General features: G+C 68.6%; 18 protein-coding genes. 6 read left to right on the forward strand and 12 right to left on the reverse strand.

Translation table 11 applies throughout. From position 1 onward, the window contains the following. Positions 1 to 18 precede the first annotated feature (18 nt). Positions 19 to 2,667, reverse strand: coding sequence for an Rne/Rng family ribonuclease (locus tag QCD70_RS07985; protein ID WP_301214887.1), 2,649 nt, complete (start codon positions 2,665 to 2,667; stop codon positions 19 to 21). Between the two features lie 314 nt (positions 2,668 to 2,981). Between QCD70_RS07985 and QCD70_RS07990 the strand changes: the two genes are divergently transcribed. Beyond that, positions 2,982 to 3,596 (forward strand): vitamin K epoxide reductase family protein, encoded by a 615-nt coding sequence (locus QCD70_RS07990; protein WP_301214889.1) that lies wholly within the window; start codon positions 2,982 to 2,984, stop codon positions 3,594 to 3,596. Between the two features lies 1 nt (position 3,597). Here QCD70_RS07990 and ndk read toward each other — a convergent pair whose 3' ends face one another. The 10 genes from ndk to QCD70_RS08040 form a co-directional block, all read right to left on the reverse strand. Beyond that, complete coding sequence (gene ndk, locus QCD70_RS07995; protein WP_301215285.1) at positions 3,598 to 4,014, reverse strand: nucleoside-diphosphate kinase; 417 nt, start codon at positions 4,012 to 4,014, stop codon at positions 3,598 to 3,600. Between the two features lie 69 nt (positions 4,015 to 4,083). Next, positions 4,084 to 4,494, reverse strand: a complete 411-nt coding sequence (locus QCD70_RS08000; protein WP_301214891.1) for a DUF4233 domain-containing protein — start codon at positions 4,492 to 4,494, stop codon at positions 4,084 to 4,086. Next, positions 4,491 to 5,906, reverse strand: a complete 1,416-nt coding sequence (locus tag QCD70_RS08005; protein WP_301214893.1) for a bifunctional folylpolyglutamate synthase/dihydrofolate synthase — start codon at positions 5,904 to 5,906, stop codon at positions 4,491 to 4,493. The genes QCD70_RS08000 and QCD70_RS08005 overlap by 4 nt, the downstream gene beginning before the upstream one ends. Beyond that, positions 5,899 to 9,309, reverse strand: coding sequence for an isoleucine--tRNA ligase (ileS, locus tag QCD70_RS08010; RefSeq protein ID WP_301214895.1), 3,411 nt, complete (start codon positions 9,307 to 9,309; stop codon positions 5,899 to 5,901). Before ileS ends, QCD70_RS08005 begins: the two co-directional genes overlap by 8 nt. Positions 9,310 to 9,527: 218 nt before the next feature. Next, the gene (locus QCD70_RS08015) at positions 9,528 to 10,280 is read right to left on the reverse strand and encodes a DUF2071 domain-containing protein (RefSeq protein WP_301214897.1); all 753 of its coding nucleotides are present in this window, start codon (positions 10,278 to 10,280) and stop codon (positions 9,528 to 9,530) included. Then, complete coding sequence (locus QCD70_RS08020; RefSeq protein WP_301214899.1) at positions 10,277 to 10,615, reverse strand: metalloregulator ArsR/SmtB family transcription factor; 339 nt, start codon at positions 10,613 to 10,615, stop codon at positions 10,277 to 10,279. Before QCD70_RS08020 ends, QCD70_RS08015 begins: the two co-directional genes overlap by 4 nt. A gap of 54 nt (positions 10,616 to 10,669) precedes the next feature. Then, complete coding sequence (locus tag QCD70_RS08025; RefSeq protein ID WP_301214901.1) at positions 10,670 to 12,307, reverse strand: dipeptide ABC transporter ATP-binding protein; 1,638 nt, start codon at positions 12,305 to 12,307, stop codon at positions 10,670 to 10,672. Next, positions 12,304 to 13,122: an ABC transporter permease gene (locus QCD70_RS08030; protein ID WP_301214903.1), complete on the reverse strand. Its 819-nt coding sequence runs from the start codon at positions 13,120 to 13,122 to the stop codon at positions 12,304 to 12,306. Before QCD70_RS08030 ends, QCD70_RS08025 begins: the two co-directional genes overlap by 4 nt. Further along, a complete protein-coding gene (locus QCD70_RS08035) occupies positions 13,119 to 14,063 on the reverse strand; it encodes an ABC transporter permease (RefSeq protein ID WP_301214905.1) in 945 nt (314 codons plus the stop codon). The genes QCD70_RS08030 and QCD70_RS08035 overlap by 4 nt, the downstream gene beginning before the upstream one ends. Positions 14,064 to 14,087: 24 nt before the next feature. Then, on the reverse strand, positions 14,088 to 15,719 hold the full coding sequence (locus QCD70_RS08040; RefSeq protein ID WP_301214907.1) for an ABC transporter substrate-binding protein: 1,632 nt from the start codon (positions 15,717 to 15,719) through the stop codon (positions 14,088 to 14,090). Positions 15,720 to 15,826: 107 nt separating this feature from the next. Here QCD70_RS08040 and QCD70_RS08045 point away from each other — a divergent pair, with 107 nt between their 5' ends. Beyond that, the gene (locus QCD70_RS08045; protein WP_301214909.1) at positions 15,827 to 16,420 is read left to right on the forward strand and encodes a TetR/AcrR family transcriptional regulator; all 594 of its coding nucleotides are present in this window, start codon (positions 15,827 to 15,829) and stop codon (positions 16,418 to 16,420) included. 148 nt (positions 16,421 to 16,568) lie between these two features. Further along, complete coding sequence (locus QCD70_RS08050) at positions 16,569 to 19,280, forward strand: amidase (protein WP_301214911.1); 2,712 nt, start codon at positions 16,569 to 16,571, stop codon at positions 19,278 to 19,280. A gap of 80 nt (positions 19,281 to 19,360) precedes the next feature. On the opposite strand, the gene QCD70_RS08055 is transcribed toward QCD70_RS08050, so the two are convergent. Next, positions 19,361 to 20,800 carry a helix-turn-helix transcriptional regulator gene (locus QCD70_RS08055; protein WP_301214913.1) on the reverse strand — a complete coding sequence of 480 codons (1,440 nt, stop codon included), beginning with the start codon at positions 20,798 to 20,800 and terminating at the stop codon, positions 19,361 to 19,363. Positions 20,801 to 20,935: 135 nt separating this feature from the next. Here QCD70_RS08055 and QCD70_RS08060 point away from each other — a divergent pair, with 135 nt between their 5' ends. The 3 genes from QCD70_RS08060 to QCD70_RS08070 all read left to right on the forward strand — a co-directional run bounded on the left by QCD70_RS08060 (position 20,936) and on the right by QCD70_RS08070 (position 26,024). Then, positions 20,936 to 22,828, forward strand: coding sequence for a phosphoenolpyruvate carboxykinase (GTP) (locus QCD70_RS08060; protein WP_441004927.1), 1,893 nt, complete (start codon positions 20,936 to 20,938; stop codon positions 22,826 to 22,828). 102 nt (positions 22,829 to 22,930) lie between these two features. Beyond that, the gene (valS, locus tag QCD70_RS08065) at positions 22,931 to 25,543 is read left to right on the forward strand and encodes a valine--tRNA ligase (RefSeq protein WP_301214915.1); all 2,613 of its coding nucleotides are present in this window, start codon (positions 22,931 to 22,933) and stop codon (positions 25,541 to 25,543) included. A gap of 31 nt (positions 25,544 to 25,574) precedes the next feature. After that, positions 25,575 to 26,024 (forward strand): GNAT family N-acetyltransferase, encoded by a 450-nt coding sequence (locus QCD70_RS08070; RefSeq protein ID WP_301214917.1) that lies wholly within the window; start codon positions 25,575 to 25,577, stop codon positions 26,022 to 26,024. Positions 26,025 to 26,053 lie beyond the last annotated feature (29 nt).

Raw genomic sequence — 26,053 nt, forward strand, 5'->3', positions numbered from 1 at the left:
CTGCAGCGGCGCTGGCGCCTACTGCTGCTCGGGCGTGGGCGCCGACAGTGCGGCCGTGCTCACCCGGCGGCTGCGCGAGCGACCCTGTCCGGGCTGCTTCGGCTCCGGCAGTGCTCCGAGCACCGAGTCGAGGAGAACCTCTGCATCGTGGGTCGAGATGCGACGCTGGGCCGCCGGCGCCTTCGCGACGGGGATGTCGAGAATGTCGATCGCCGGCAGCACGTCGGCTGCCGGAGCGACCGAGGCAGGGGCGTCGGACGCGTCGGATGCATGCTCGGTCTCGACCTCGGGGGTCTCGAGCACCGGGGTATCGACCACGGGCTTGGCCTGACGTGCGCGACGGTTGCCCTTGCGCCCGCGCGACGGTGCCTGCGATTCGGCTCCCCCGGCATCCGGAGCAGCCTGCACGCTCTCGTCGCGCTCGCTCGACGCGACGGCCGGAGTCTCGACCGGCGTCGCCGTGGCGGCCTTCGCCGCCTCGGACTGCTCCTGGGTGATGATGTTCACCGCGCCGGTGTGCGTGGCGATGGTCGATGCCGCGATCTTGGCCAGGGCGTTCTTCGCGTCGTCCGTGATTCCGTGGGGCTTGGTGGCCGGTGTCGAATACGACGAGGATCCGGTGCTCGACGATGAGTTCGCGCCGTTGCCGCCGTTCGACGACCCGGTGCCGTTCGACGATCCGTTGCCGCCGTTGCCGTTCTGGCCGTTGCCCCGGCCCGAACGTCGACGCTCCTGCTGCGGAACTCCCGACGAGGCGGGCGCGTTGCCGGACGAGCGATGCTTGACGACGGGGTCGTGGTGCACGATCACGCCGCGGCCGGCGCAGACCTCGCACGCCTCGCTGAACGACTCGAGCAGGCCGAGACCCAGCTTCTTGCGGGTCATCTGCACGAGTCCGAGCGAGGTGACCTCGGCGACCTGGTGCTTGGTGCGGTCGCGGCTGAGGCACTCGACCATGCGCCGCAGAACGAGATCGCGGTTCGACTCGAGCACCATGTCGATGAAGTCGACGACGATGATGCCGCCGATGTCGCGCAGGCGCAGCTGGCGCACGATCTCCTCGGCGGCCTCGAGGTTGTTCTTGGTGACGGTCTCCTCGAGGTTTCCGCCCGAGCCCACGAACTTTCCGGTGTTGACGTCGACGACGGTCATGGCCTCGGTGCGGTCGATCACGAGCGATCCACCCGACGGCAGCCACACCTTGCGGTCGAGCGCCTTCTCGATCTGCTCCGACACTCGGAACTCGTCGAACGCGTCGCGCTCGCCCTCGTAGCGCTCCACGCGGTCGAGCAGATCGGGGGCGACCTGGCCCAGGTAGGTCTCGATCGTGGCCCGGGCGTCGTCGCCCGAGATCACGAGGCGCTGGAAGTCCTCGTTGAACACGTCGCGCACGATCTTGATGAGCAGATCGGGTTCGGAGTGCAGCAGGGCGGGAGACTGCTGCTTCTGTACGGCAGCCGAGATCTCGGACCACTGCGTGGTCAGGCGGCTGACATCGAGGGTGAGCTGCTCCTCCGTGGCGCCCTCCGACGCCGTGCGCACGATGACGCCGACGTTCTCGGGCAGCACCTCTTTGAGGATCTTCTTGAGGCGCGACCGCTCGACATCGGGGAGCTTGCGTGAGATGCCGTTCATCGATCCGTTCGGCACGTACACGAGGTAGCGGCCCGGGAGGGAGATCTGGCTCGTGAGGCGCGCGCCCTTGTGACCCACCGGGTCTTTCGTGACCTGCACCAGAACGGTTGCACCAGGCTTGAGTGCGAGCTCGATCTTGCGCGCCTGGTTGCCGCCGTTGGGGTTCTCCGCCGCCGCGGCGTCCCAGTCGACCTCGCCCGAATACAGCACGGCGTTGCGACCGCGCCCGATGTCGACGAAGGCGGCCTCCATGCTGGGAAGCACGTTCTGCACCTTGCCGAGGTAGACGTTGCCGATCAGCGAGGCGTCCTGCGCCTTGGCCACGTAGTGCTCGACCAGCACGCCATCTTCGAGAACGCCGATCTGGATCTTGTTGTCCTTGGCCCGCACGACCATGACGCGGTCGACGGACTCGCGGCGGGCGAGGAACTCGGCCTCGGTGACGACGGGGCGACGGCGACCCGCATCCCGACCGTCGCGACGGCGCTGCTTCTTGGCCTCGAGACGCGTCGAGCCCTTGATGCGCTGGGGCTCGGTGATGAGCTCCGGCTCGGGGCGAGGCGTGCGCACCTTGACGACGGTGTTCGCGGGATCGTTGTCGCCCGGCCGGTTGTCTTCACCCGAGCGTCGACGTGATCTGCGCCGCACCGAGGTGTCGGGGCGGTCGTCGTCGGCCTGATCGTCGTCGTCGCGCGCGGGCAACGGCTGGATGTCGGGGGCCTGGAAGATCAGCGACGTCGTGGGCCGGAGCACCGGCGCCTGGGCCGGAGCCTCGGACTGAGCCGCGGGCTCGAGGGGCGCGAGCCCCGGGTGCTCCTCGTCGAAGGGGGATGCGACTCCGGTCGAGCCGTTACCCGACGCGACGACGGGAGCGGCCTGCTTCTGGGGCTCCGCCACCGTCGGCGGAGTCACGGGAGCTTCGGCAGCGGGCGGCTCGACGGCCTTCTTCGCCGACTTGCGACCCCCGAAGAGGCGTTTGCGCGGTGCTGATTCTGTGTTCGATGAACCTGTGTTGTTGTTGTCTTCCACCATTGCTGGTGCACTCCTTGCCGAACCGGTGGCCGCGCCACCTGTCGGTACTCTCCAGAGCGAGCCTTCCGCGTGAGCGAAAACCTCGCCAATCCTTTACACGGACAGCCGGCGACATAGGCTCTGGCTGCCTTCACGTGTACTTCTTTTATGACTGTAGTTCTGTGTTCGGATGAGGCGGGCGGCCACTGTGGTTGCGCCTGCTTTCGCTCCGACAAGCCTTCTTTGGCGTCTTCCCGGACGCGGCCAGAAAGACTGAGACCAATTATCGCATGCATTCCCAGAATGCGTATTTCACCCCGTGCGATAATCCGACCGTGGTGAATACGACGCTCGAGACCAGACGACCCTTCATTTTCGCGATCTTCCTGATCGTGGCAGGCGTGATCGGATGGTTCGCGGCCTTCGACCTCACCATCGAGAAGATCGAGACACTCGTCGATCCCGACTACAACCCGAGCTGCGACATCTCGCCCCTCGTGCAGTGCGGCGTGAACATGGCGAGCGCCCAGGGGTCGGTCTTCGGCTTCCCGAATCCGATCATCGGCGTGGCCGCATTCATCGCGCCCATCATCGTGGGGGTCGCAATCCTCGCGGGCGCCCGGTTCGCGTCGTGGTTCTGGATCGCCTTCAACGCGGGCGTCCTCGGCGGAATCGTGTTCGTCGCCTGGCTCATCTCGCAGAGCATCTTCGTGCTGGGAACCCTCTGCCCCTACTGCATGGTCGTGTGGACCGTGATGATCCCGATGTTCTTCTACGTGACGGTGTTCAACCTCAAAGAAGGACATTTCGGCAACTCGGGCGCGTCGCGGCGCATCTTCGCCCGCATCTACTCGTTCACCTGGCTGCTCGTTCTGCTCGGGTACCTGGCGATCGTCGTGATGGCGCAGCTTCGACTCGACGCCATCACGACGATCATCCTCTACAGCTGATCTAGCCGAACCAGATCGCGAGTTCGCGCTGGGCAGACTCGGGCGAGTCGCTGCCGTGCACGAGGTTCTGCTGGACCTTCAGACCCCAGTCGCGGCCCAGGTCGCCGCGGATCGTGCCGGGAGCCGCCGTGGTGGGATCGGTGGTGCCGGCGAGCGAGCGGAAGCCCTCGATGACGCGGTTGCCGGCGATGCGGATCGCGACGATCGGGCCGGATTCCATGAACTCGATGAGCGGCTCGTAGAAAGGCTTGCCCTCGTGCTCTGCGTAGTGGGCCGCGAGCAGGCTTCGCTCGGGCTCGATGAGCTTGATGTCGACCAGCTGGTAGCCCTTGCCCTCGATGCGGGAGAGGATCTCCCCCGTGAGGTTGCGGGCCACGCCGTCGGGCTTGATGAGAACGAGGGATTCTTCGCTCGTGATGGTCACAGGGCTGTCCTTCCAGACAAAGGGGAAACGTACCGTTTCACTGTACCGAGCGGCGATGAGAGATCAGGGCTGAACGGCGGCTGCGGCGGCCTTCTCGCGATCGATTCGCGAGCCGACGACCATGCAGTAGGTCCAGAGGCCCACGAAGAGAACCCCGACGATCCACATCACCGGCACGAGGAAGGCCGACGCGATGATGGCGGCCTGCAGCACCCAGCCGAACACGTAGCCCCAGCGGAAGCGCAGGAGTCCCGCACCGGCGACCAGCGCGACGCAGAGCAGGGCGCCGCCGCCGAGGGCCGGCAGGGCGGGCAGCGCCTTGAGCCCGAAGGCGACGAGTGCCGCGAGGAACATCACGACGCTCTCGAAGCCGAGCACGATCGACCCGAGCGATCGTCGCACCGACGGGGGTCGCCCGGCGCGCGCCGGGCGCTGGGGCTCGGCTTCGTCGGGCGAGGGCTGGATGTCTGTCACGGCTTCCATTTCTCGGCTGCGGCCAGGGTGATGGCCTCGCCCACGAGCGTGATCGATCCGGTGACGAGCACCGCGCCCCGCTCGGCCTCCTCGGCGCTGTCGCGAGCGACCTCGAGGGCGCGGGCGAGCTCCGGCTCCACCGTGACTCGGTCGCGCCCGACGATGCCGACGACGATCGCCGCCAGGGAATCCGCATCGATCGCCCTGTCGCTCGGCGCATCCGTGACGACGAACTCGGTGACGACGGGCTCGAGGGCACGCACGATGCCCTCGACGTCCTTGTCGGCGAGAACACCGAAGACCGCCACGACCTTGTCGAAGGTGAAGTACTCGGTGATGGCCACCGCGAGCACCTCGGCTCCGCCCGGGTTGTGCGCCGCGTCGACGAGCACGGTGGGCTCGATGCCCACGAGCTGCAGCCGACCGGGAGACGTGACGGTGGCGAAGCCCTCGTTCACGACGTCGACGGCGAGTTCGTGCGTTCCGCCGCCGAGGAACGACTCCACCGCAGCGACGGCCACGGCCGCATTCTGGGCCTGGTGCGCGCCGTACAGAGGCAGGAACAGGTCGGAATACGTGCCTGCCAGACCCTGGATCGACACGACCTGCCCTCCGACGCCCACGGCGCTGGAGATGAGGCGGAACTGGTCTCCCTGCACCGCGAGGCTCGACTCCGTGAGCTCGACCGCGCGCTGCAGCTCGGCCAGCGCGCCGGCGGGCTGCAGTGCGGTCACGACGTTCGAGACAGGCTTGATGATGCCCGACTTGGTGCGGGCGATCTCCTCGACGGTGTTGCCCAGACGGTTCGTGTGATCGAGCGAGATGGGCGTGATGACCGCGACCTGGCCGTCTGCGACGTTCGTGGAATCCCATTCACCGCCCATGCCCACCTCGATCACGGCGACATCGACGGGCGCGTCGGCGAACGACGCGAACGCCAGCACCGACAGGGCTTCGAAGAAGGTGATGCGTGGCTCGCCCGCAGTCTCGAGCTCGCCGTCGACGATCTGCAGGAAGGGGTCGATGTCGGCCCAGTTGGCCGCGAGCGCCTCGTTGCTGATCGGCTCGCCGTCGATCACGATGCGCTCGTTGAGACGCTCCAGGTGAGGGCTCGTGAAGAGCCCGGTGCGCAGGCCGTAGGCGCGCAGGATGCTCTCGGTGATGCGGCTCGTGCTGGTCTTGCCGTTCGTGCCCGTGATGTGGATGACGGGGTAGGCGCGCTGCGGGTCTCCGAGCAGCTCGACGACCCGCCGGGTGGCCGAGAGCCTCGGCTGGGGCGCGGCCTCGCCCAGACGCTCGAGGAGGGCAGCGTAGACGGCGTCTCCCGCAGCGACGAACTCGTCGGGATCGGTATCGTCGAGCGGGCCGATGTAGCCCGACTTCTCTGGTTCGGGGGACTCGAGATCAGACATTGCGGATTCCTGACTGTCGGCTCACCGCGACGATGAGGTCGTCGGTGTTCGCGTACTTGGCGCCGCCGATACGAACGACGTGCTCGGGTGACGTGGCCACCGCGTCGCCGATCCACTCGGTGACCAGACTTTCACGGTACCCCTCGAGGGCGGGGGTGTCACGGGGGCCGGAGATCGTGAAGCCGGTGGCGAGGGTCTCCCCCGCGACGTCGACGGCGGAAGCCTGTCGCAGCGCATCCGCGTCGGCGTCGGAGAAGAAGACCAGGTCGAGCACGATGCGATCGCTGACCTCGAACCCGGCGGACTTGCGCGCGTCCTGCACCGCTCGGATCATGTCTCTCGCAAGACCCTCCGCCTCGAGCTCCGGCGTGGTCGCGGTGTCGAGCAGCGCGAAGCCGCCGCCCGGGAGCAGCGCGAGGGCCGCGTGGGAGCCGTCCCCGGCATCCTGCGCCTCGAGCACGAGCTCGTATTCGCCCTCGACCAGGTCGATACCGCCCGCCGTGACGACGCCGTTGCTCTCCGACCAGTCGCCGCCCCGGGCAGCCTTGATGACCTGCTGCACCTGCTTGCCCAGACGAGGGCCGGCTGCCCGCGCGTTGACCGTGAGCTTCGACGTGATGCCGAACTCCACGGCGCTGTTCGTGCGCTGCTCGACGAGGGTGACGCTCTTCACGTTGAGCTCGTCGGAGAGGATGCCCTCGAAGGGCCGCAAGGCCTCGACGTTCGAGCTCACGATGGTCAGATTTGCCAGCGGAAGGCGCACGCGAAGACCGTTCTGCTTTCGCAGCGACAGCACGGTGGAGGAGATCTCCCGCACCTGGTCCATGGCGTGCACCAGGCCGGGATCGGCCGGGAAGCGGTTCTCGTCGGGCCAGTCGGTGAGGTGCACGCTCCGCCCTCCGGTGAGACCCTTCCAGATGCGCTCCGTGACGAGGGGCAGCAGGGGTGCGGCCACACGGGTCACGGCCTCGAGCACCGTGAAGAGGGTGTCGAAGGCCGCGGTGTCGGTTCCCGACCAGAAGCGGTCGCGGCTGCGACGCACGTACCAGTTGGTGAGCACGTCGGCGAAGTCGCGCAGCTTGGCGGTGGCGAGCGTCGAGTCGTAGGCGTCGAGGTCTGCGGCCACGTCGTGGATGAGTTCGCGCGTCTTGGCCAGCAGGTACCGGTCGAGCACGTCGGTCGACGAGGTGCTCAGCTGCGCTTCGTAGCCTCCGGCCCCTTCGACAGGCTCAGGGGACGGCTTGGCGGAATTCGCGTAGAGCGTGAAGAAGTAGTACGTGCTCCACAGGGGCAGCAGCACCTGCCTCGTCGCCTCGCGGATCGCCTCCTCGGTCACCACGAGGTTGCCGCCGCGCAGAACGGGCGAGCTCATGAGGAACCAGCGCATCGCATCCGAGCCGTCGCGGTCGAGCACCTCGGAGACATCGGGGTAGTTGCGCAGGCTCTTCGACATCTTCTGCCCGTCGCTGCCGAGCACGATGCCGTGGCTCACGACATTGCGGAAGGCGGGCCTGTCGAACAGCGCCGTCGAGAGAGTGTGCAGCGTGTAGAACCAGCCGCGGGTCTGCCCGATGTACTCGACGATGAAGTCGGCCGGGTTGTGGCTGTCGAACCAGTCCTGGTTCTCGAACGGGTAGTGCACCTGGGCGAACGGCATCGAACCCGAGTCGAACCACACGTCGAGCACGTCTTCGATGCGGCGCATCGTGGACTGGCCGGTGGGGTCGTCGGGGTTGGGGCGGGTGAGCTCATCGATGTAGGGCCGGTGCAGGTCGATGGGGCGCACACCGAAGTCGGCCTCGAGCTCGTCGAGCGATCCGTAGACGTCGACCCTCGGGTACTCGGGGTTGTCGCTCTTCCACACCGGGATCGGCGATCCCCAGTAGCGGTTGCGCGAGATCGACCAGTCGCGGGCGTTCGACACCCACTTGCCGAACTGGCCGTCCTTCACGTTCTCGGGGATCCAGTTGATCTCCTGGTTGAGCGTCTCCATGCGGTCGCGGAACTCGGTGACGCGCACGAACCAGCTCGACACGGCCTTGTAGATCAGCGGGTTGCGGCAACGCCAGCAGTGCGGGTAGGAGTGCTCGTAGCTGGCCTGGCGCAGCAGACGGCCGTTGGCGCGCAGCAGCTGGGTGAGCGGCTTGTTCGCCTCGAAGACCTGCAGGCCGACCACGTCGGCGACGGCGGGCAGGAACCGCGCGCCCTCGTCGACCGAGATCACCACCGGGATTCCGGCGGCCTCGCAGATCTTCTGGTCTTCCTCACCGTAGGCAGGAGCCTGGTGGACGATGCCGGTTCCGTCGGTGGTCGACACGTAATCGGCAACGAGGATGCGCCACGCGTTCTGCGTTCCCCACGTCTCGGTGTCGGCGTAGTAGTCCCAGAGGCGGTCGTAGGTCACGCCCTCGAGCTCGGCCCCCAGGTGGGTGCGCGAGATCGCGGCGATGGCGTCGTCGGCGGACTCGTAGCCCAGGTCCTTCGCGTAGTTGCCCACGAGGTCGCTCGCGATGAGGTACTCGTGCGACTCCCCCTCGAGCCTGTCCTCATGCACGTCGGCGGCGCCGTTCGGCCCGCCGGGCACGACGGCATACTGGATGCCCGGGCCGACCGCGAGCGCGAGGTTCGTCGGCAGGGTCCACGGTGTCGTCGTCCAGGCCAGGGCGCGCACGGCGGTGAGGCCGAGCGCCTCCGCCTTGGCGCCGGTGAGCGGGAACGTCACGGTGACCGTCTGGTCCTGGCGCATCTTGTAGACGTCGTCGTCCATGCGCAGCTCGTGGTTGGACAGGGGCGTCTCGTCGTGCCAGCAGTAGGGCAGCACGCGGAAGCCCTCGTAGGCGAGCCCCTTCGTGTGCAGCTGCTTGAACGCCCAGATCACGCTCTCCATGAAGGTGATGTCGAGCGTCTTGTAGTCGTTCTCGAAGTCGACCCAGCGGGCCTGCCGGGTCACGTACTCCTGCCATTCGCCGGTGTAGCGCAGCACGGAGTCGCGGGACGCCTGGTTGAAGACGCCGATTCCCATCTCCTCGATCTGGCTCTTCTCGGTGATGCCGAGCTGGCGCATGGCCTCGAGCTCGGCGGGCAGTCCGTGGGTGTCCCAGCCGAAGCGGCGCTCCACCTTCTTGCCGCGCATGGTCTGGAACCGCGGGAAGAGGTCTTTGGCATAGCCGGTGAGCAGGTGACCGTAGTGCGGCAGGCCGTTCGCGAACGGCGGGCCGTCGTAGAAGACCCATTCGTCGGCGTCCGCACGGTTCTCGATCGAGGCCCGGAACGTGTCGTCGGCCTTCCAGAAGCCGAGGACCTCTTCTTCGATCGCGGGGAAGTTGGGGCTCGGCGTGACGGCGGGCGCCGCGTGGCGGTGCTGCTCGCCGGCGTTCTCTTCAGAGTTCTTGGGGTACGACATGCTTCTCCTGGACGGGCTGAATCGTTGCCTGTTCCACGAGGACGCCTGGTACGGAAACGCTCCGACCCGCGTGGTACCACCTCGCTTGCCGACCGAGGGTGTTCGCCTCGAACGGCCGCTTGTTCTTTGGCTGTGACGGGCCAGACCCGTTCGGTTCTACTCGGCCCGCTCTCGCGTGCCTTTCTTCCGAAGACTCACCGGTGATTGCCGGATCACTGTCATGCTGCTCCCAATTCTACCCGACGCTCGCGGCGGTTCGCCGCGAAGTCCGGCGAAACGGGCTGTCGCCACACGATGGGCACGTCGCGCATCACGAGAACACTGTCGAGCACGGCCGCACCCTCGGGCAGCGCGTCGAAGAAGGACGACTCGACGTGCAGCAGTCGACCCGGCTCGACGCTCCACTGCTCGGTCTCGAGCGTCAGCCCGTCGAGCCCGGCCGAGCCCCGGCGCGGCGACCACCCCGTCGACCCGGCCCGGAAGAACGCCGAGGCGTCATCGATCGTCGGGAAGAGCCCGCTCCGCCATTCGGAGACCACGGCCACATCGGCCGACACCCGGAGGTCGGACGCCTCGAGTTCGACCCGGATGCGATGGGCCGTCTCGGACCCGGTGAATCGCGCGTGCCGGTGGACACCGGGAAAGAGACGCCCTCCGACGAGAACGGGAAGACGAGACGCACTGTGCCGCACGGGGATGTACACGCCGCGCTGAACCCCGGACTCGTCGTCCCATTCGACGGCGATGCGATGGGCCGCGTTCTCCGCTCCCCAGCCGAGAGCCGCCGGCATCCACGATGCGCGCAGGCCGCCGAGCCTGATCAGGCAGACTCCCGCGACGGCGTCGCCCTGAACGAGCTGCGGGCGCAGCCCCTCGGGCAGCATGTCGGCGGCGACCGAGGCATCGAGCCTGTAGTTGATCAGCAGTCGCCGTTCGATCACGGCCGACAGGGCCGGAAGGAGGTAGCTCATGCGGTCGCCTCGATCTCGGTCGTCGCCGCGGCCTTCTGGATGCCACGCAGCACCATCTGCTCGGGACAGACGGCCGAGAGGAAGTCTCCGACCGACAGGGCGAGCCTGTCCCCCACCAGCGAGTACAGGATGCGGTTCGCATCGCGCCGCTCGGTGACCAGCCCGGCGCCGCGCAGCACCGACAGGTGTCGCGAGATCGTCGGGCCCGACACCGGGAAGCGGCCGGCGATGTCGCCCGCCGCCAGCTCGCCGTCGCGCAGTTCCTGCAGGATCTGCCGCCGCACAGGCGAGCTCAGCGCCGTGAAGACGTCGGAGGTCGAATCGTCGTTTCGCATATTCGCACTATAGCACCGGTGCTAATTAGCTCAAGTGCTAAATATGGACGGACGTCACGGCATCCGCGGCACCGCATCGACGAGCGCCCGCGTGAACGGGTGCCGCGGGTGCGCGAACACCTCGCCGATCGCGCCGCTCTCCACCACGCGGCCGTCCCTCATCACGAGCACGTCATCGCACAGCGTCGCGACGACCGCGAGGTCGTGCGACACGAACACGAGCGCGACACCCAGGTCGCGCCGCAGGCCGGCGAGCAGGTCAATGATCGTGGCCTGGATCGACACGTCGAGCGCCGACACCGGCTCGTCGCAGACCAGGATGCGCGGTTCCGACGCGATGGCGCGAGCGATCGCGACCCGCTGCCGCTGTCCGCCCGACAGCTCGTGCGGCCGCCTGCCCGCGAGCGACGCGTCGAGACCCACACTGTCGAGCAGGGTTCGGATGCGCGCGGCACGGGTGCGGGACGACAGGCGGGAGCCGCCGCGCAGCCCCTCCGCCACGATGCGCGAGACGGTGTAGCGCGGATCGAAGGATCCGAGCGGATCCTGGCTGATGTACTGGATATCGCCGCGCCGCGACCGCCTGCGGCCCTCGGTGATGCCGCTCCAGGGCTGTCCGTCGAGGGTCACGGAGCCCCGGTCGGGCGCGTCGAAGCCGAGAAGCAGGCGCGCGAGGGTGGTCTTGCCCGAGCCCGACTCCCCCACGATGCCGATCGCTGCGGCGGGGAGTACGTCGAACGACACGTCGTCGACGGCAGAGCGCACACCCCCGTCGGGGCGGCGGAAGTCGCGCCCCAGGCCGGTGGCACGCAGCACCGGATCGCCCCCTGAGCTTGTCGAAGGGCGACTCCCTTCGACAGGCTCAGGGAACGAAGACTCAGGGAACGAAGCATCAGGCAGGCGCGGTGCCGCCGCCAGCAGCATCCGCGTGTACGGGTGCCGCGGGTTCGAGAGAACCTCTACCGTCGCACCCACCTCGACGATGCGCCCGCTGCGCATCACGGCAACCCGGTCGGCGATCCCTGCGACGACGGCGAGATCGTGGCTGATCACGATGATTCCCAGACCGTCGTCGCGCAGCCCCGACAGCAGGTCGAGCACCTGGGCCTGCACGGTGACGTCGAGAGCCGTCGTCGGCTCGTCGGCGATGAGCACACCCGGCTTCCCGGCCAGCGCCGACGCGATCAGCGCGCGCTGGCGCAGGCCTCCGGACAACTCATGGGGGTACTGTCGCGCGCGTTCCTCCGGCTCCGGCATGGCGACCCGGCCGAGCTGGGTCGTGACCGTCTCGTCGAGCGCGGCCCAAGGCATCCGGTGACCCGATACCGGGTCGCCATGGATCTCGAGCACCTCGGCGACCTCGCGACCGACCCGGCGCAGCGGGTCGAGCGAGACCAGCGCATCCTGGCTCACGAGGCCCACGCGGGCACCCCGGATGCGCCGCCAGTCGGCCTCGGAGTTGCGGCGCACATCGGCGCCGTCGATCAGCAGCTCGTCGGCGGAGAGCACGGCGCCGTCGGGCAGCAGGCCCAGGAGCGCCCGCGCGGTCAGGGTCTTGCCCGACCCGGACTCCCCGACGATCGCCAGGCACTCGCCGGCGGCCAAGGAGAGCGACACGGAGTCGACGACGACGGTCGACCCGAAGCGCACCGTCAGCCCGGCCGCGCGCACGAGAACATGGGCATCCGTCATGATCGCCTGCCCTCGCCGGCGCGGCGCAGGCGACGCCCCACGACGGTCGCCGACACGACCGTGCCCGTGATCAGCACGCCGGGGAAGAACGCGACCCACCACGCCTGGGCGAGCAGATTTCGGCCGCCCGAGAGCAGGAGTCCCCATTCCGGAGTCGGGTCCTGCGGGCCGAGTCCGAGAAAGCTGAGGCCCGCCGCCGCGACGATCGTCGTTCCGATGCCGATGGTGGCGATAACGCCCAGCGGGCGAAGGGTGTTCGGCACGACGTGCGAGACGGCCACCCTGAGGGGGTGCACCCCGAGCCCGCGGGCCGCCTCCACATACCCCGAGCGCCGCACGACGAGCGTCTCCGCACGGGCGACCCTGATGTAGGCCGGCAGGGCGGCGACACCGACGGCGGTGGCCACGTTCACAGGACCCGGTCCGAGAACGGCGATGGCGAAGAGCGCGATGAGGAACTCGGGAAAGGCGAGCAGGATCTCGACGCCGCGCATCGCCACGCCGTCGACGATCCGGGGCGCGAGGCCCACGAGCGTGCCGACGACCACCCCGATGACCAGTGCTGCGGCCGTGGCGCCCGCGCCCACGCCGAGGGAGTACGACGCACCGTGGACGACCCGGGCGAACATGTCCCGCCCGGTCTGGTCTGTGCCGAAAGGATGACCCCAGCCCGGCGGCTGCAGTACTCGGTCGGTGTCCGTGGCGAGCGGGTCGAGGGGCGTGAAGAGCCCCGGGGCGACGGCCATGAGCGTGACGGCGACGAGGAAGAGCGCCGCCACGACCAGCCCCGCCCGTGCCGCGAAGCGGCCCCTCATCGCGCACCCCGGATCGCGGCGGTCGGCGCGGCGATGCGCGGGTCGATGGCCCGATAGGCCAGGTCGACCACGAGATTGACCAGAACGAAGACGATCGCGGTGAACACGATGATGCCCATCACCACGGGAAGGTCGCGGTTCGTGATCGCCGCGAGCGCCACCCTTCCGAGCCCGGGCCGAGCGAAGACCGACTCCACGATCACGGCTCCCCCGAGGAGGGAGCCGACGATGTAGCCGGCCAGTGTCAGGGCCGGGATCGCCGCGTGGCGCAGGGTGTGCCTCAGCACGAGCCGGGCGGGCCCGGCTCCCCTCGCCCTGGCCGTGGTGGCGAAGGGCTGCTGCTCGGCGTCCTCGAGCCCGGTACGCAGAACCTGCCCGAGAATTCCGGCCACGGGCAGCGCGATGGTGAGGGCGGGCAGAACGAGGCCCTGGATGCCGTCTGCGCCGGCCACCGGAAACCAGCCGAGCCCGAACGCGAACACGCTGAGCAGCACCAGGCCGATCCAGAAAGGAGGCGAGCTGATGGCCAGCAGCTCGAGCACGGAGACGATCCCGCGCGCTGCTCGCCCATGCACCACGACCGCGCCGACGAGGGCGATCGCGAGCGCCAGGGCCAGGGAGGCTGCGGCGAGCTGCAGTGTGTAGCCGAGCTGCTGGCCGATGACGTCGGTCACCGGCAGCCTCAACTGGTAGCTGGTGCCGAAGTCGCCCCGCACCAGTCGCGACAGGTACGACACGTACTGCACGGGGAGCGGCTGGTCGAGGCCCAGATCGGCCCGGATCGACTGCTTGAGCTCGGGCGAGGCCTGCGCGGAGACGCCGAGCATCACGTCGACCGGGTCGCCGGGAACCAGTTTCAGCACGAGGAACGCCGCCGTGGCCGCGCCCCACACGACCACGAGCATCCCCGCGAGGCGCGCGAGAATGCGCCGGAATACCATGCCCGAACTCTATGCCAGCCGCTGCTACTTCGTGACGTAGGCCCCGGAGAAGAGCGGCCAGCCGTGGATGTCGACCTCGATGCCGCCGACCTTCTTGCTGGAGGCCAGGATGTACTCCGGCACGTAGAGCGGAACGATCACCGCGTTCTCGGCGTTCCACTGCTGCAGCTGCGTGTACAGCTCGGCCCGCTGCGAGGCATCAGTCGTGGCGACCGCCGACGCGAGCGTGGCATCGATCTCCGGATCGCTGAGGTGCGAGGCGTTCTGGTAGCCGCCCGTTCCCAGGTGGCTGCGCAGCACGTCGGCGTCGGCCGAGAGGAAGCCCCAGTCGGTGAGGTCGTAGTCGCCCGCGAGGTACGCGTCGAGGTAGGCGCCGGGTTCGAGCTGGTCGTGTACGACCTCGAAGCCGATCTTCTTCAGCCCGTCCTGAATGAGGTTCGCGAGGTTCGCGTTGTCCTCGTTGACGGGCGTGTACGAGATCCATCGGGCACTGAGGCGCTCGCCGTTCTTCGTGCGGTACCCGTCGGAGTCGCGCTCGGACCAGCCCGCGGCATCCAGAGCGTCGTTCGCCGCGTCGGCGTCGAACGACGCGCTCGTCTCGAGGGCCGCGTCGTAGGAGTCGGGGGTCGTGGGTCCGAGGATCGAGTAGGCCCTCTGGTAGCTGTCGGAGAAGACGGCCTTCACAGCGGCGTCGAGGTCGAAGCCGCCGGCGAAGGCCTTGCGCACCTCGACGTCGGAGAAGACAGGTCGGGTGACGTTGAGGTAGAGCGAGTACGGCACTCCCGGCGACTCGGTGGAGGTGACCGTGAACCCGTCGCCGATCTGGTCGAGGCTCGAGGGCGCGGTATCGCCGATCACGTCGACCTGTCCCGAGGTGAGGGCGCTCGTGCGAACGGAGCTCTCGGGCAGGATCTTCACGTCGAGCTCGTCTATCGTCGCGGGGCCCTGGGCGGTCGCGCCCTCCGGAGCCCAGTCGTAGTCGGGGTTCCTGGTGTAGACGAGCTCGCTGCCCGGTGTGTACTCCGAGAGGATGAACGGTCCCGAGCCGACGGAGATGCCGGGCCCGCCGGCCTTCAGTTCGTCGGCGTGCTCCGCGAGAACCTTGGGCGAGTAGAAGCCGAGCTCCACCGAGGCGGCGTTCGCGAGGAACGGGGCGTAGGGCTGCGAGAAGTTCACCCGCACGGTGGTGTCGTCGATCACCTCGGTGCCGGCGTAGTACTCGCCGCCGATGAGACTGGATGCCTGGGCCGACTCGGTGGCCGGGTCGACGATGTGGTCGAAGTTCGCCTTGACGGCCGCCGCGTCGAACTTCTCGCCATCGGAGAACGTGACGTCGTCTCGCAGGTCGAACGTGTACTGCAGCCCGTCGTCGGAGACCTGCCACGAGGTCGCCAGCCAGGGCACGATGGTGCCGTCTGCGTTCTGCGACACCAGTGAGTCGAAGACGGGCCGCTGCAGGATGGCGTTGATGTCGAGCTGCGACGAGTGCACGTCGAGGTGGCCCACCGGATCGACGTCGACGCCGAACGTGATGGTGCCGCCCTCGGTCTTCTCGCCCGAGCCGGCGGGCGTCGAGCATCCGGCGAGCACGAGAGCGGCCGCGGTGACGAGTGCAAGGGAACCCGCGATGCGGAGCGGGCGAGGGCGCGAAAACATGGTGGACTTCTCTCGGGTGGGGGCGCCTCGATCGCGAGGCACGGGTTCCAGCCTAGGCGCTTTTAAATAGACTCAGCCCAATAAAGCGAAGAACGAGAGGACATGCCGTGACCGATGCGCCGCGACCCACCCGGGGGCGACCGCGACTCGGATCCGCCTCGCTGCTCGAGGAGGCCGCCTTCGAACTGTTCCTGGAGAACGGCTTCGCCGGCACCACCGTCGAGCAGATCAGCACGCGGGCCGGCGTGAGCCGCAATACCTTCTTCAACTATTTCACGGCGAAGAGCGACGTGTTCTGGGTGGGGCTCGACGCGAGCATAGACCGCGTCGAGGCAGCGCTCGAGGCGCCGCCGGAGGGCTCGCCGACGATCGACACCCTCCACGACGCCCTCCTCGGAGCCGCCTCCCTGCTCGGCCCGTCGGACGTGCCGTGGGCGCTCACCCACTTCGAACTGATCGGAAGCACCCACGAGGTCATGGCCAGCGTCATCGGGAGGGCGACACGGCTGTCGCATCTCATCGAGCGCGCGGCCTCCGCATCCGCCGAACCCGCGCTCGCCCGCAGCCTGTCGTTCGCGTGCGTGGGGGCGGTGGTCGCCGCGATGATGAGCTGGGCCGAGGCAGGTCCGGAGCGGGGTCTCCTTGCACCCCACCTCGAGAGAGCACTCTCACCTCTGCTGGCGGGATTCGCTGACGTATAGCAGAGCGCGGGTTGCCTGTGCCGAATTCAATCACTTGATCAGGTAACACAACCGAAATACGCAGGAAACCCGCGGCGCACTGCCGCTGGATAGCTTCTCTCTGGGGGCGCCGATCGTGCGAGCCCGACTCCAACGAGAAGCGAGAAGAATGAACTCCATCGCGCGTACAGGGCTGCGCAATCCCGAAGACCGCCCTCATCAGCGACGCCGCAGAACCGGCCTCGGATTCGTCATCGGAACGGCCGTCGTGCTCGGAGCGCTGGCACAGGGGCCCGCCGCTCTCGCCGTCACCTCGGTTCCGCCGACGCCCTCGGCTCCGGCGACGTCCGTGCCGCAGTGGCAGATCCAGGATGCCGTGCGCCCCGCTGTCGACACCGGAAGCATCAGGGGGGTCACCAACTCCCGCATCGACGGCTTCGGCAACATCTTCGTACGGGTGTCGAGCACACCGGAGCCGCGCCTGAACGGCGAGATGATGCGCGGCTTCGGACTGACCCTCACCGGCGACACCTTCGAGACAACCGCGGCCGTCGAGCTCGGGGCGATCGACATCACCCGGGAGGTGCGGGTCGATCCGACCCAGAACAGCGCCCGGTTCTTCGACACCTTCACGAACACATCCGACGAGCCCGTGACGGTCGACGTCTCGTTCGGCGGCAGCCTCGGCTACGGCAATCCCACCACGAGCACGTTCTCTCCGATCACCGCCACCGCGAGCGGCGACACGACCATCGGCGCCGACGACGCGTGGACCCTCTCGGCCACGTCCGCCACGAACCAGCGGCCCGTGGGCGTCGTGCTCGGCAGCCCCGCTCCCTTCGCCGGCGCGCTGACCTCGGTGGGCGACCAGCAGCTCGGGCCGTTCGACAACGCCTACGACCCCACCACGAACGCCGCGAGCTTCTACGGCTACATCCACACGGTGATCGTGCCCGCGGGCGAGACGAAGTCGCTGGCGCGATTCGTCACGGTCGGAGCGGCGGCAGCAGACTCGCAGCCCGCGGAGGCGACCAGGCTGGCCGCCCTCGCCCTCGCCCCCGACTTCACGGGCCTCGACGCCGCCGAGATCTGCAGCCTGAGCAACTGGGACCTGGCGCTCGTTCCGGGAGTCGACGCGGCCGCCTGCGTGCCCGGCGCCCTGCCGATTCCCGACTCGCCCGCCGTCGAGCAGCACTTCACGACCTCGAGCTACGACGTCGTGAACAAGTCGATCGCCGAACTGCAGGCCGACATGGTCTCGGGCGTCACGACGAGCGAGCAGATCACCCAGGCCTACCTCGACCGCATCTCCGCCTACGACGGCGGACAGCTCGGCCTCAACTCCTTCCTCCACGTGTCGGAGACCGCACTCGAGCAGGCGAGAACGGCCGACGCGGAGCGCGCGGGCGGCCGCACGGGCGACCTGCTCGGCGTGCCGATCGCGCTGAAGGACCTGTACGACACCAAGGACATGCCGACGACAGGCGGGACCCTGGCACTCGAGGGCTACCAGCCGACCACGGACGCATTCCAGGTGGCGAAGCTGCGCGAGGCGGGCGCCGTGCTGATCGGCAAGACCAACCTCTCGGAGTTCGCGAACTCGGGCAGCTTCAGCGACAGCGGATACGGACAGGTCTGGAACGTGCTCTACCCGTCGAAGACCTCGTTCGGGTCGAGTGGCGGATCGGCCGTATCGGTCGCCGCCAGCTTCACCGCGGCCGCCCTCGGCACGCAGACCGGCGTCTCGCTCTACGCTCCGACCACCGGCTCGAGCCTCGCCGCCTTCCGAGGCACCGACGGAATGGCCAGCGCGGCGGGTGTCATGCCCCTCAGCTACATCCAGGACTACGCCGGGCCGATCGCCCGCGACGTCACCGACCTGGCGTCGCTGCTCAACGCGACGGCCGGAACGAACCCGGCCGACGCGCTCACGGCCGAGGCGGACACGCGCAAGCCGGCGGACTGGAAGACGGCGCTCGACACCGCCGCGTTGCAGGGCGCTCGGATCGGCTACCTGCCGAGCGCGTTCGGCGATGCCGGTGTGCTCACGACCGAAGACGACGGCACACCCGAGGCGGCGCTCGCGAAGCTTTCCGAGTTCGAGGCCGCGGGTGCCACTCTCGTGAGGATGCCGAACGCACCCACCGCGAGCCGAGCACCCGGCGGCAGCCTGAACGCGGAGGGGTGGGCACGCTACATCGCCGACCAGGCGGCGTTCCCGTACGCCGACGGCAACGCCCTTCTCTCGTCGCCGCTCGTGCTGCCGTACAACCTGCCGTCGCAGCCGGGCACGGCGCAGCGCATGACGCCGGAGCAGGTGACCGCGTACATCCAGTGGCGCACCGACTACAAGGCGCTCATCGCCACGTGGATGGACACCAACGACGTCGACGCGGTCGTCTACCCCGGCTTCCTCAGCGACGTGTACAACAACGACGCGGCGTCCGCCGCATTGAGCTCCGACCGAGGAACGGGCGTGCTGACGTCGACTGTCGGCCTGCCGACGGTCATCGTTCCGGTGGGCGTCAACGACCGCGGCTACTCGATGTCGATGCAGATCGTCGGCAGGGCCTGGAGCGATGCCGAGGTTCTCGGCATGGGCTTCGCTCTGGAGCAGCAGGCAGACGCGCAGATCACCCCGACGATCGTTCCGGCGCTCGAGCTGCTGCCCGGCACCGAACCGCCGACGACGCCTACGACACCGGAGACCCCCGCGACGCCGGCCGAGCCGGCCGCGCTGCCCGACAACGCGGGCAAGGTCACCCTCGCGGCGACGGGCACGGACGCGGGCAGCGGCATGCTGTCGGCGCTTGCTCTCGGCGCGCTCGGAGCCGGAGTGTTCGCGCTGGCCCGCATCCGGCGACGCACGGCGCGTCGCTGACCGGCCACAGGCATCCCGGGCGCCCGGCCTCGTCGACCATTCCTGTCGATGAGGCCGGGCGCTCGTCACTGCCCGGCTCGTCACTGCCCGGAGTGCGACTCCAGGAACTCGTAGACCTCGAGGGTGTCGACGCCCGGGAACTCGCCCTGCGGCAGGGGCGACAGGATGTGGGCGTGCAGCCGCGCGCTCGGCCACGCCCTGTCCCTCCACCGCCGGGCGAGAGAGTCGTCGGGCCGACGACAGCATGACTCGTCGGGGCACCGCGACTGCGCCCTCACCGTCGTGTCCCGCCCTCGGAACCATTTCGCCTCGGCGAACGGCACGCCCACACTGATCGAGAACTCGCCCGCCTCGGTCTTGCCCGTCTGCGTCGCGCACCAGAACGTTCCGCCCGGGGTGTCGGTGTACTGGTAGAACTCCGTCGTGCGGTTCGTGCGGTGCAGCGCCGCACGCGACGCCCAGAAGCGGCACACGAGCTGCCCCTCGACCGCACCCGTCACATCCATCGGCAGCGCGAGCCCGTCGTTCTCGTAGGCCTTCTGGATCGCCCCGTCGTCTGCGACCCGCAGGAAGTGCATCTTCAGGCCGAGCTGCTCCGTGCTCAGGTTGGTGAGCCGCAGGGCTGCCGCCTCGTGCGTCACTCCGAACGCGTCGCGGAAGTCCTCCACCGACAGGTCGTGGCGCTCCTTGGCCGCGCGCAGGAAACGCACGGATGCGTCGTGCGGCATCAGGCAGGCGGCGGCGAAGTAGTTGATCTCGAGCCGCTGCTGCAGGAACTCGGCGTAGCTCTCGGGAGCCCGGTGCCCGAGCAGCCTGTGCGCCATCGCCTGCAGAGCCATCGACCTGAGGCCGTGACCACCCGGAATCGACGCCGGCGGAAGGTAGATGCGGCCGTTCTCGAGGTCGATCACCGAGCGCGCGGAGTGGGGAAGGTCGTCGACGTGGATCAGAGTGAAGCCGAGATTCTCGGCCATCAGGCTCACGCTGCGATGGGTGAGCGCGCCGCCCGTGTGACCGACCTCCGCGAGCGCCTCCGTGGCGATCCGCTCGATGTCGGGCAGGTAGTTGTTGCGCTCGCGCATGCGCATGCGCAGCTCGGTGTTGGCGCGTCTGGCCTCCTCGGGCGTCGCGACGGCACGCTTGGCGCGACGGATGAGCTCGCGGTGCAGTCCCACGAGCGACTCGAGGGTCTCGGTGGGCAGGCTTCGCGAGGCGGGCACGACGGGCAGGCCGAGCGAGCGGTAGAGCGGGCCGAGCTGGGCCCGCGACAGCTCGATCTCGAGCGCCGTGCGGGCATCCGGAGCATCGCCCGAGAGCAGATCCGCGAGGGGAACGCCGAGCTCGGCGGCGATGTTCTGCAGGAGGGCGAGCCGGGGCTCCCGTCGGCCATTCTCGACGAGGGAGAGCTGGCTCCCGACGACTCCGACGCGCTCGCCCAGCTGGTCGAGCGTGAGTCCCGCGTTCTTGCGGTGGTGCCGGATGCGACGCCCCAGCGTGATCAGGTCGGTTTCGGCGGCCACATTGCCCTCCTGTCAAGATCGTCGGTTCTTTCCGATCGATTCTTCAGAATCTACGCCGATACGGGCGCACTGTGGAGTTCAGGAGGATATTTCCCCACCGTGCACGCCCCGCCCGACACATTCGAAGGAGAAATCATGACCCTGCTCGCACCCCGACCGACGCCGTCCATGGCACAGGCCCCGTCGGCACAGGCCCTGTCGGCCCAGGCACCGCCGAACGACGACATCTCCGACTGGGTCGCCGACATCGCTCGTCTCACCACCCCCGACGAGGTCGTCTGGGTCGACGGGTCGACCGCCGAGTGGGACAGGCTGACCAAGATGATGGTCGCGCAGGGAACGCTGATCCGACTGAACCCGGAGTGGCGCCCGAACAGTTTCCTCGCGCGAAGCGACCCCGCCGATGTCGCGCGGGTGGAGGATCGCACCTTCATCTGCTCGCTCGACCCGGACGACGCCGGCCCCACCAACAACTGGCGCGATCCCTCGATCATGCGTCTGGAGCTGTCGGACCTGTTCTCGGGAAGCATGCGCGGACGGACGATGTACGTCATCCCGTTCTCGATGGGTCCGATCGGCGGGGCGCTGTCGCAGTACGGAGTGCAGATCACCGACTCGCCCTACGTGGTCGCGAGCATGGCGCTGATGACGCGCATGGGCACGGCGGCGCTCGCCGGGATCACCCCGGGCACCCCGTGGGTTCCCGCCCTGCACAGCGTGGGCGTTCCCCTGGTCGGCGAAGACGGGCTGCGCGTGGAGGACTCGGCCTGGCCGCACAACGACACCAAGTACATCTGCCACTTTCCCGAGAGCCGGGAGATCTGGTCGTTCGGGTCGGGCTACGGCGGCAATGCGCTGCTCGGCAAGAAGTGCTTCGCGCTGCGCATCGCCAGCGTGATGGCCAGGGACGAGGGCTGGCTCGCCGAGCACATGCTCATCGTGCGGGTCACCTCGCCCGAGAACAGGGTCTTCCACCTGGCCGCGGCCTTCCCCTCGGCCTGCGGCAAGACCAACCTGGCGATGCTGGCGCCCACGATCCCTGGGTGGAAGGTCGAGACAGTCGGCGACGACATCGCCTGGATGCGGCCGGGACCGGACGGGAGGCTGCGCGCCATCAACCCGGAGCGCGGATTCTTCGGCGTGGCGCCCGGCACGGGGCCGTCGACCAACCCCACCGCCACGGACACGATCTGGGGCAACACCATCTTCACCAACGTCGCGCTCCGCGACGACGGCGACGTCTGGTGGGAGGGGCTCACGGCTGCGCCACCGGCCCACGCGACGGACTGGCAGGGGAACGACTGGACCCCGGCATCCGGAACCCGCGCCGCGCACCCGAACGGCCGATTCACCGTGGCGGCCGAGCAGTGCCCCTCCATCTCCGACGACTGGAACTCGCCGGAGGGCGTCGTGATCGACGCGATCCTGTTCGGCGGGCGCAGGCCGAGCACGGTTCCCCTCGTGTCGCAGGCCTCATCGTGGCAGCAGGGCGTGTTCAAGGGAGCGACGATGGCGTCGGAGACCACGGCAGCGGCGACCGGAGAGGTCGGCCTGTTGCGCCACGACCCGTTCGCCATGCTGCCCTTCGTCGGCTACAACATGGCCGACTACTTCGCACACTGGATCGCGATGGGCGAGCGGCTCGGCGAGCACGCGCCGCCCGTCTTCTCGGTCAACTGGTTCCGCACCGACTCCGACGGTCGGTTCATCTGGCCCGGATTCTCGGAGAACGCACGGGTCGTCGAGTGGATCGTGCGGCGCCTCGAGGGTGGTGTGGATGCCCGCAGCACGCCGATCGGCGCCCTTCCGCTCGCGGGCGACCTCGACGTCGACGGCCTCGACCTCGATGCGCACGAGCTGGCCGGCATCATCGATCTCGACACGGCGGCGTGGCGGCGTGAGGCGGCGGCGATCGCCGACTACTTCGACACCTTCGACGCCCAGCGGTTTCCGATCGAGCTGCGGCGCGAGCTCGACACCCTCACGCGCGAGCTCGGCGAGGCTGTGGTCGAGGAGGTGCGGGACTGACACCGGCCGGGTGGGAGCGCACGGGTACCGGTATCCTTGGGGAGACAATCAGGCACCTCACCATCGACACGGTGCCGCCCATACGAAAAGGACGTCTCCGCCGTGACCGACACCGTGCCCTCCTCCATCCCCGCGAAGCCCGTGCTCGAGGGGCTCGAGACCAAGTGGGGCGAGGTCTGGGAAGACCGCGGAACGTACCGCTTCGACCGTGACGCCGCCGGCCGCGACGGCGTCTACTCCATCGACACTCCCCCGCCGACCGCCTCCGGTTCGCTGCACATCGGGCATGTGTTCTCGTACACCCACACCGACGTCATCGCGCGGTTCCAGCGCATGCGCGGCAAGAGCGTGTTCTACCCCATCGGCTGGGACGACAACGGTCTGCCCACCGAGCGTCGGGTGCAGAACTACTACGGCGTGCGCTGCGACCCGTCGCTGCCCTACGACGCCGACTTCACCCCGCCCTTCGAGGGCGGCGACAACAAGAGCACCAAGGCCGCCGATCAGAAGCCGGTCTCGCGTCGCAACTTCATCGAGCTCTGCGAGCGTCTGACGGTCGAGGACGAGAAGCAGTTCGAGGCCCTGTGGCGCGAGCTCGGCCTCTCGGTCGACTGGACCCAGACCTACCGCACCATCGGCGACGAGTCGCTGCGCGCCAGCCAGCTCGCGTTCCTCGGCAACGTCGAGCGGGGAGAGGCCTACCAGGCCATGGCGCCCACGCTGTGGGACGTGACCTTCCGCACTGCGGTCGCGCAGGCCGAGCTCGAAGACAAGGAGCAGCCCGGCGCGTACCACCGCCTCGCGTTCCACGGCCCGGCCGGCGACATCTTCATCGAGACGACCCGCCCCGAACTGCTGCCGGCCTGCGTGGCGCTCGTCGCGCATCCGGATGACCCGCGCTACGCCGATCTCGTCGGCACGACGGTGCGCTCGCCCCTCTTCGACGTCGAGATCCCCGTGGTCGCCCACCACCTGGCCCAGCAAGACAAAGGGTCGGGAATCGCCATGATCTGCACCTTCGGCGACCTGACCGACGTGATCTGGTGGCGCGACCTCGACCTGCCCATCCGCGCCGTCATCGGCTTCGACGGCCGCCTCATCTCCGAGGCGCCGGATGCCATCACCTCCGAGGCAGGACGGGACGCCTACGCCCAGCTCGCCGGCAAGACCGTCTTCTCCGCCAAGCAGACCATCGTCGAGCTCCTGCGCTCGACCGGCGAGATGATCGGCGAACCCAAGCCCATCACGCACCCCGTCAAGTTCTTCGAGAAGGGCGACAAGCCGCTCGAGATCGTGTCGACGCGCCAGTGGTACATCACGAACGGCGCGCGCAACGAAGAGCTCCGCTCACGCCTGCTCGAGCTCGGCAGCGAGATCTCCTGGCACCCCGAATTCATGAAGGTGCGCTTCGACAACTGGGTCGGCGGTCTCACCGGCGACTGGCTGATCTCGCGCCAGCGCTTCTTCGGAGTGCCGCTGCCCGTGTGGTACCCGCTCGACGCCGACGGCAACCCCGTCTTCGACCAGCCCATCTTCCCCTCCGCCGAGTCCCTGCCCGTCGACCCGTCGTCGGATGCGGCGCCGGGCTACGACGAGAGCCAGCGCGGCGTGCCCGGCGGGTTCCAGGGCGAGGTCGACGTGATGGACACCTGGGCCACCTCGTCGCTCACCCCGCAGCTTGCCGGTGGATGGAAGCGCGACGAAGACCTCTTCGAGCGCGTCTACCCGTTCGACCTGCGCCCCCAGGGCCAGGACATCATCCGCACGTGGCTGTTCTCGACCCTGCTTCGAGCCACTCTCGAAGACAATGAGAAGCCATGGCGGCACGCGGCCCTCTCGGGCTTCATCGTCGACCCCGACCGCAAGAAGATGTCGAAGTCGAAGGGCAACGTCGTCACACCCGCCGACGTGCTCGCCCAGCACGGCTCCGACGCGGTCCGCTACTGGGCCGCATCCAGTCGCCTCGGAACCGACGCCGCGTTCGACCCGCAGAACCCCACCCAGATCAAGATCGGCCGCCGTCTGGCGATCAAGATCTTGAACGCGGCCAAGTTCGTCTACGGATTCGAGCTGCCCGAGGGCGACCACCAGGTCACCCACCCCATCGACCTGTCGATGCTCACCGCCCTCGACTCGGTCATCGTCACCGCGACGGAGGCGTTCTCGAACTACGACCACGCCCGCGCACTGGAGACCACCGAGTCGTTCTTCTGGACCTTCTGCGACGACTACCTCGAGCTCGTCAAGGAGCGCGCCTACAGTGAGGCGACCGAGCCCGCGGCCCGCGCGTCGGCGGTGCTCGCCCTGCGCGCGGCGACCGACGTGATGCTGCGGCTGTTCGCCCCGTTCCTGCCGTTCGCGACCGAGGAGGTCTGGTCGTGGACCCACGACGGCTCGGTGCACCTCGCACCGTGGCCCACCACCACGCGCGACGCCCCGGGCGTACCGGCCGACGGCATCCCCTCGAACGACACTCTGCTGAACCTCGCGGGGCAGGCGCTGATCGGCATCCGCCGCGCCAAGACAGATGCGAAGGCGTCGCAGAAGGCTCCCGTCGCCTCCGCTGCGATCGCCGCGCCCGCCGAGGTCCTCGAGGTCCTCGAGAAGGCCTCCGACGATCTGCGCGCGGTGGGAAAGATCGAGAATCTCACCTTCCGCGTCGGCACTGAGCTTGTCGTCGAGGAGATCGTCTTCGCGCCCGATAGTCTCAGCTGAGACAGCGTTGTCGCACACCCTAGGAGCAGCAGTGGCATTCACCATCAGACCCGTCGTCGATCGCGACTTCTTCGCCTGGCACGAACTCTTCGAGGGATACTGCGACTTCTACGAGGCTCCCCTTCACGATGAGAAGGCGGTGCGCGCCTGGTCGTGGTTCACGTCGGAGAGGCGTCTCGCCGAGGCCCTCGTGGCCGTCGACGACGAGACCGGCGCGCTGCTCGGCCTCGCACACTTCCGCGAGTTCGTCGACGCTCTCGCGGGCGGCACGGGCCTCTACCTCGACGACCTCTACGTGCGCCCGGATGCGCGGGGCCAGGGAGTCGGGTCGGCCCTGATCGAGCGGGTGCACGAGATCGGCACCGAACGCCGCGCATTCGTCGTGCGCTGGATCACCGCCGAGAACAACGAAGCCGCCAGGCGCCTGTACGACCGGGTCGCGCAGAAGACCGAGTGGGTCACGTACGATCTGAAGGTGTGAACCGACGGCGTGAACGAACCGACCCGAAA

The sequence above is a fragment of the Agreia sp. PsM10 genome (assembly GCF_030433855.1).
Taxonomy (GTDB): Bacteria; Actinomycetota; Actinomycetes; order Actinomycetales; family Microbacteriaceae; genus Agreia.

Excerpts from the sequence above, each read along its gene's own strand:
- QCD70_RS07985 (WP_301214887.1), bottom strand. The coding sequence starts at position 2,667 with ATGGTGGAAGACAACAACAACACAGGTTCATCGAACACAGAATCAGCA.
- QCD70_RS08005 (WP_301214893.1), bottom strand. The coding sequence starts at position 5,906 with ATGTCTGATCTCGAGTCCCCCGAACCAGAGAAGTCGGGCTACATCGGC.
- ileS (WP_301214895.1), bottom strand. The coding sequence starts at position 9,309 with ATGTCGTACCCCAAGAACTCTGAAGAGAACGCCGGCGAGCAGCACCGC.
- QCD70_RS08015 (WP_301214897.1), bottom strand. The coding sequence starts at position 10,280 with ATGAGCTACCTCCTTCCGGCCCTGTCGGCCGTGATCGAACGGCGACTG.
- QCD70_RS08020 (WP_301214899.1), bottom strand. The coding sequence starts at position 10,615 with ATGCGAAACGACGATTCGACCTCCGACGTCTTCACGGCGCTGAGCTCG.
- QCD70_RS08025 (WP_301214901.1), bottom strand. The coding sequence starts at position 12,307 with ATGACGGATGCCCATGTTCTCGTGCGCGCGGCCGGGCTGACGGTGCGC.
- QCD70_RS08030 (WP_301214903.1), bottom strand. The coding sequence starts at position 13,122 with ATGAGGGGCCGCTTCGCGGCACGGGCGGGGCTGGTCGTGGCGGCGCTC.
- QCD70_RS08035 (WP_301214905.1), bottom strand. The coding sequence starts at position 14,063 with ATGGTATTCCGGCGCATTCTCGCGCGCCTCGCGGGGATGCTCGTGGTC.
- QCD70_RS08040 (WP_301214907.1), bottom strand. The coding sequence starts at position 15,719 with ATGTTTTCGCGCCCTCGCCCGCTCCGCATCGCGGGTTCCCTTGCACTC.
- QCD70_RS08050 (WP_301214911.1), top strand. The coding sequence starts at position 16,569 with ATGAACTCCATCGCGCGTACAGGGCTGCGCAATCCCGAAGACCGCCCT.
- QCD70_RS08060 (WP_441004927.1), top strand. The coding sequence starts at position 20,936 with ATGACCCTGCTCGCACCCCGACCGACGCCGTCCATGGCACAGGCCCCG.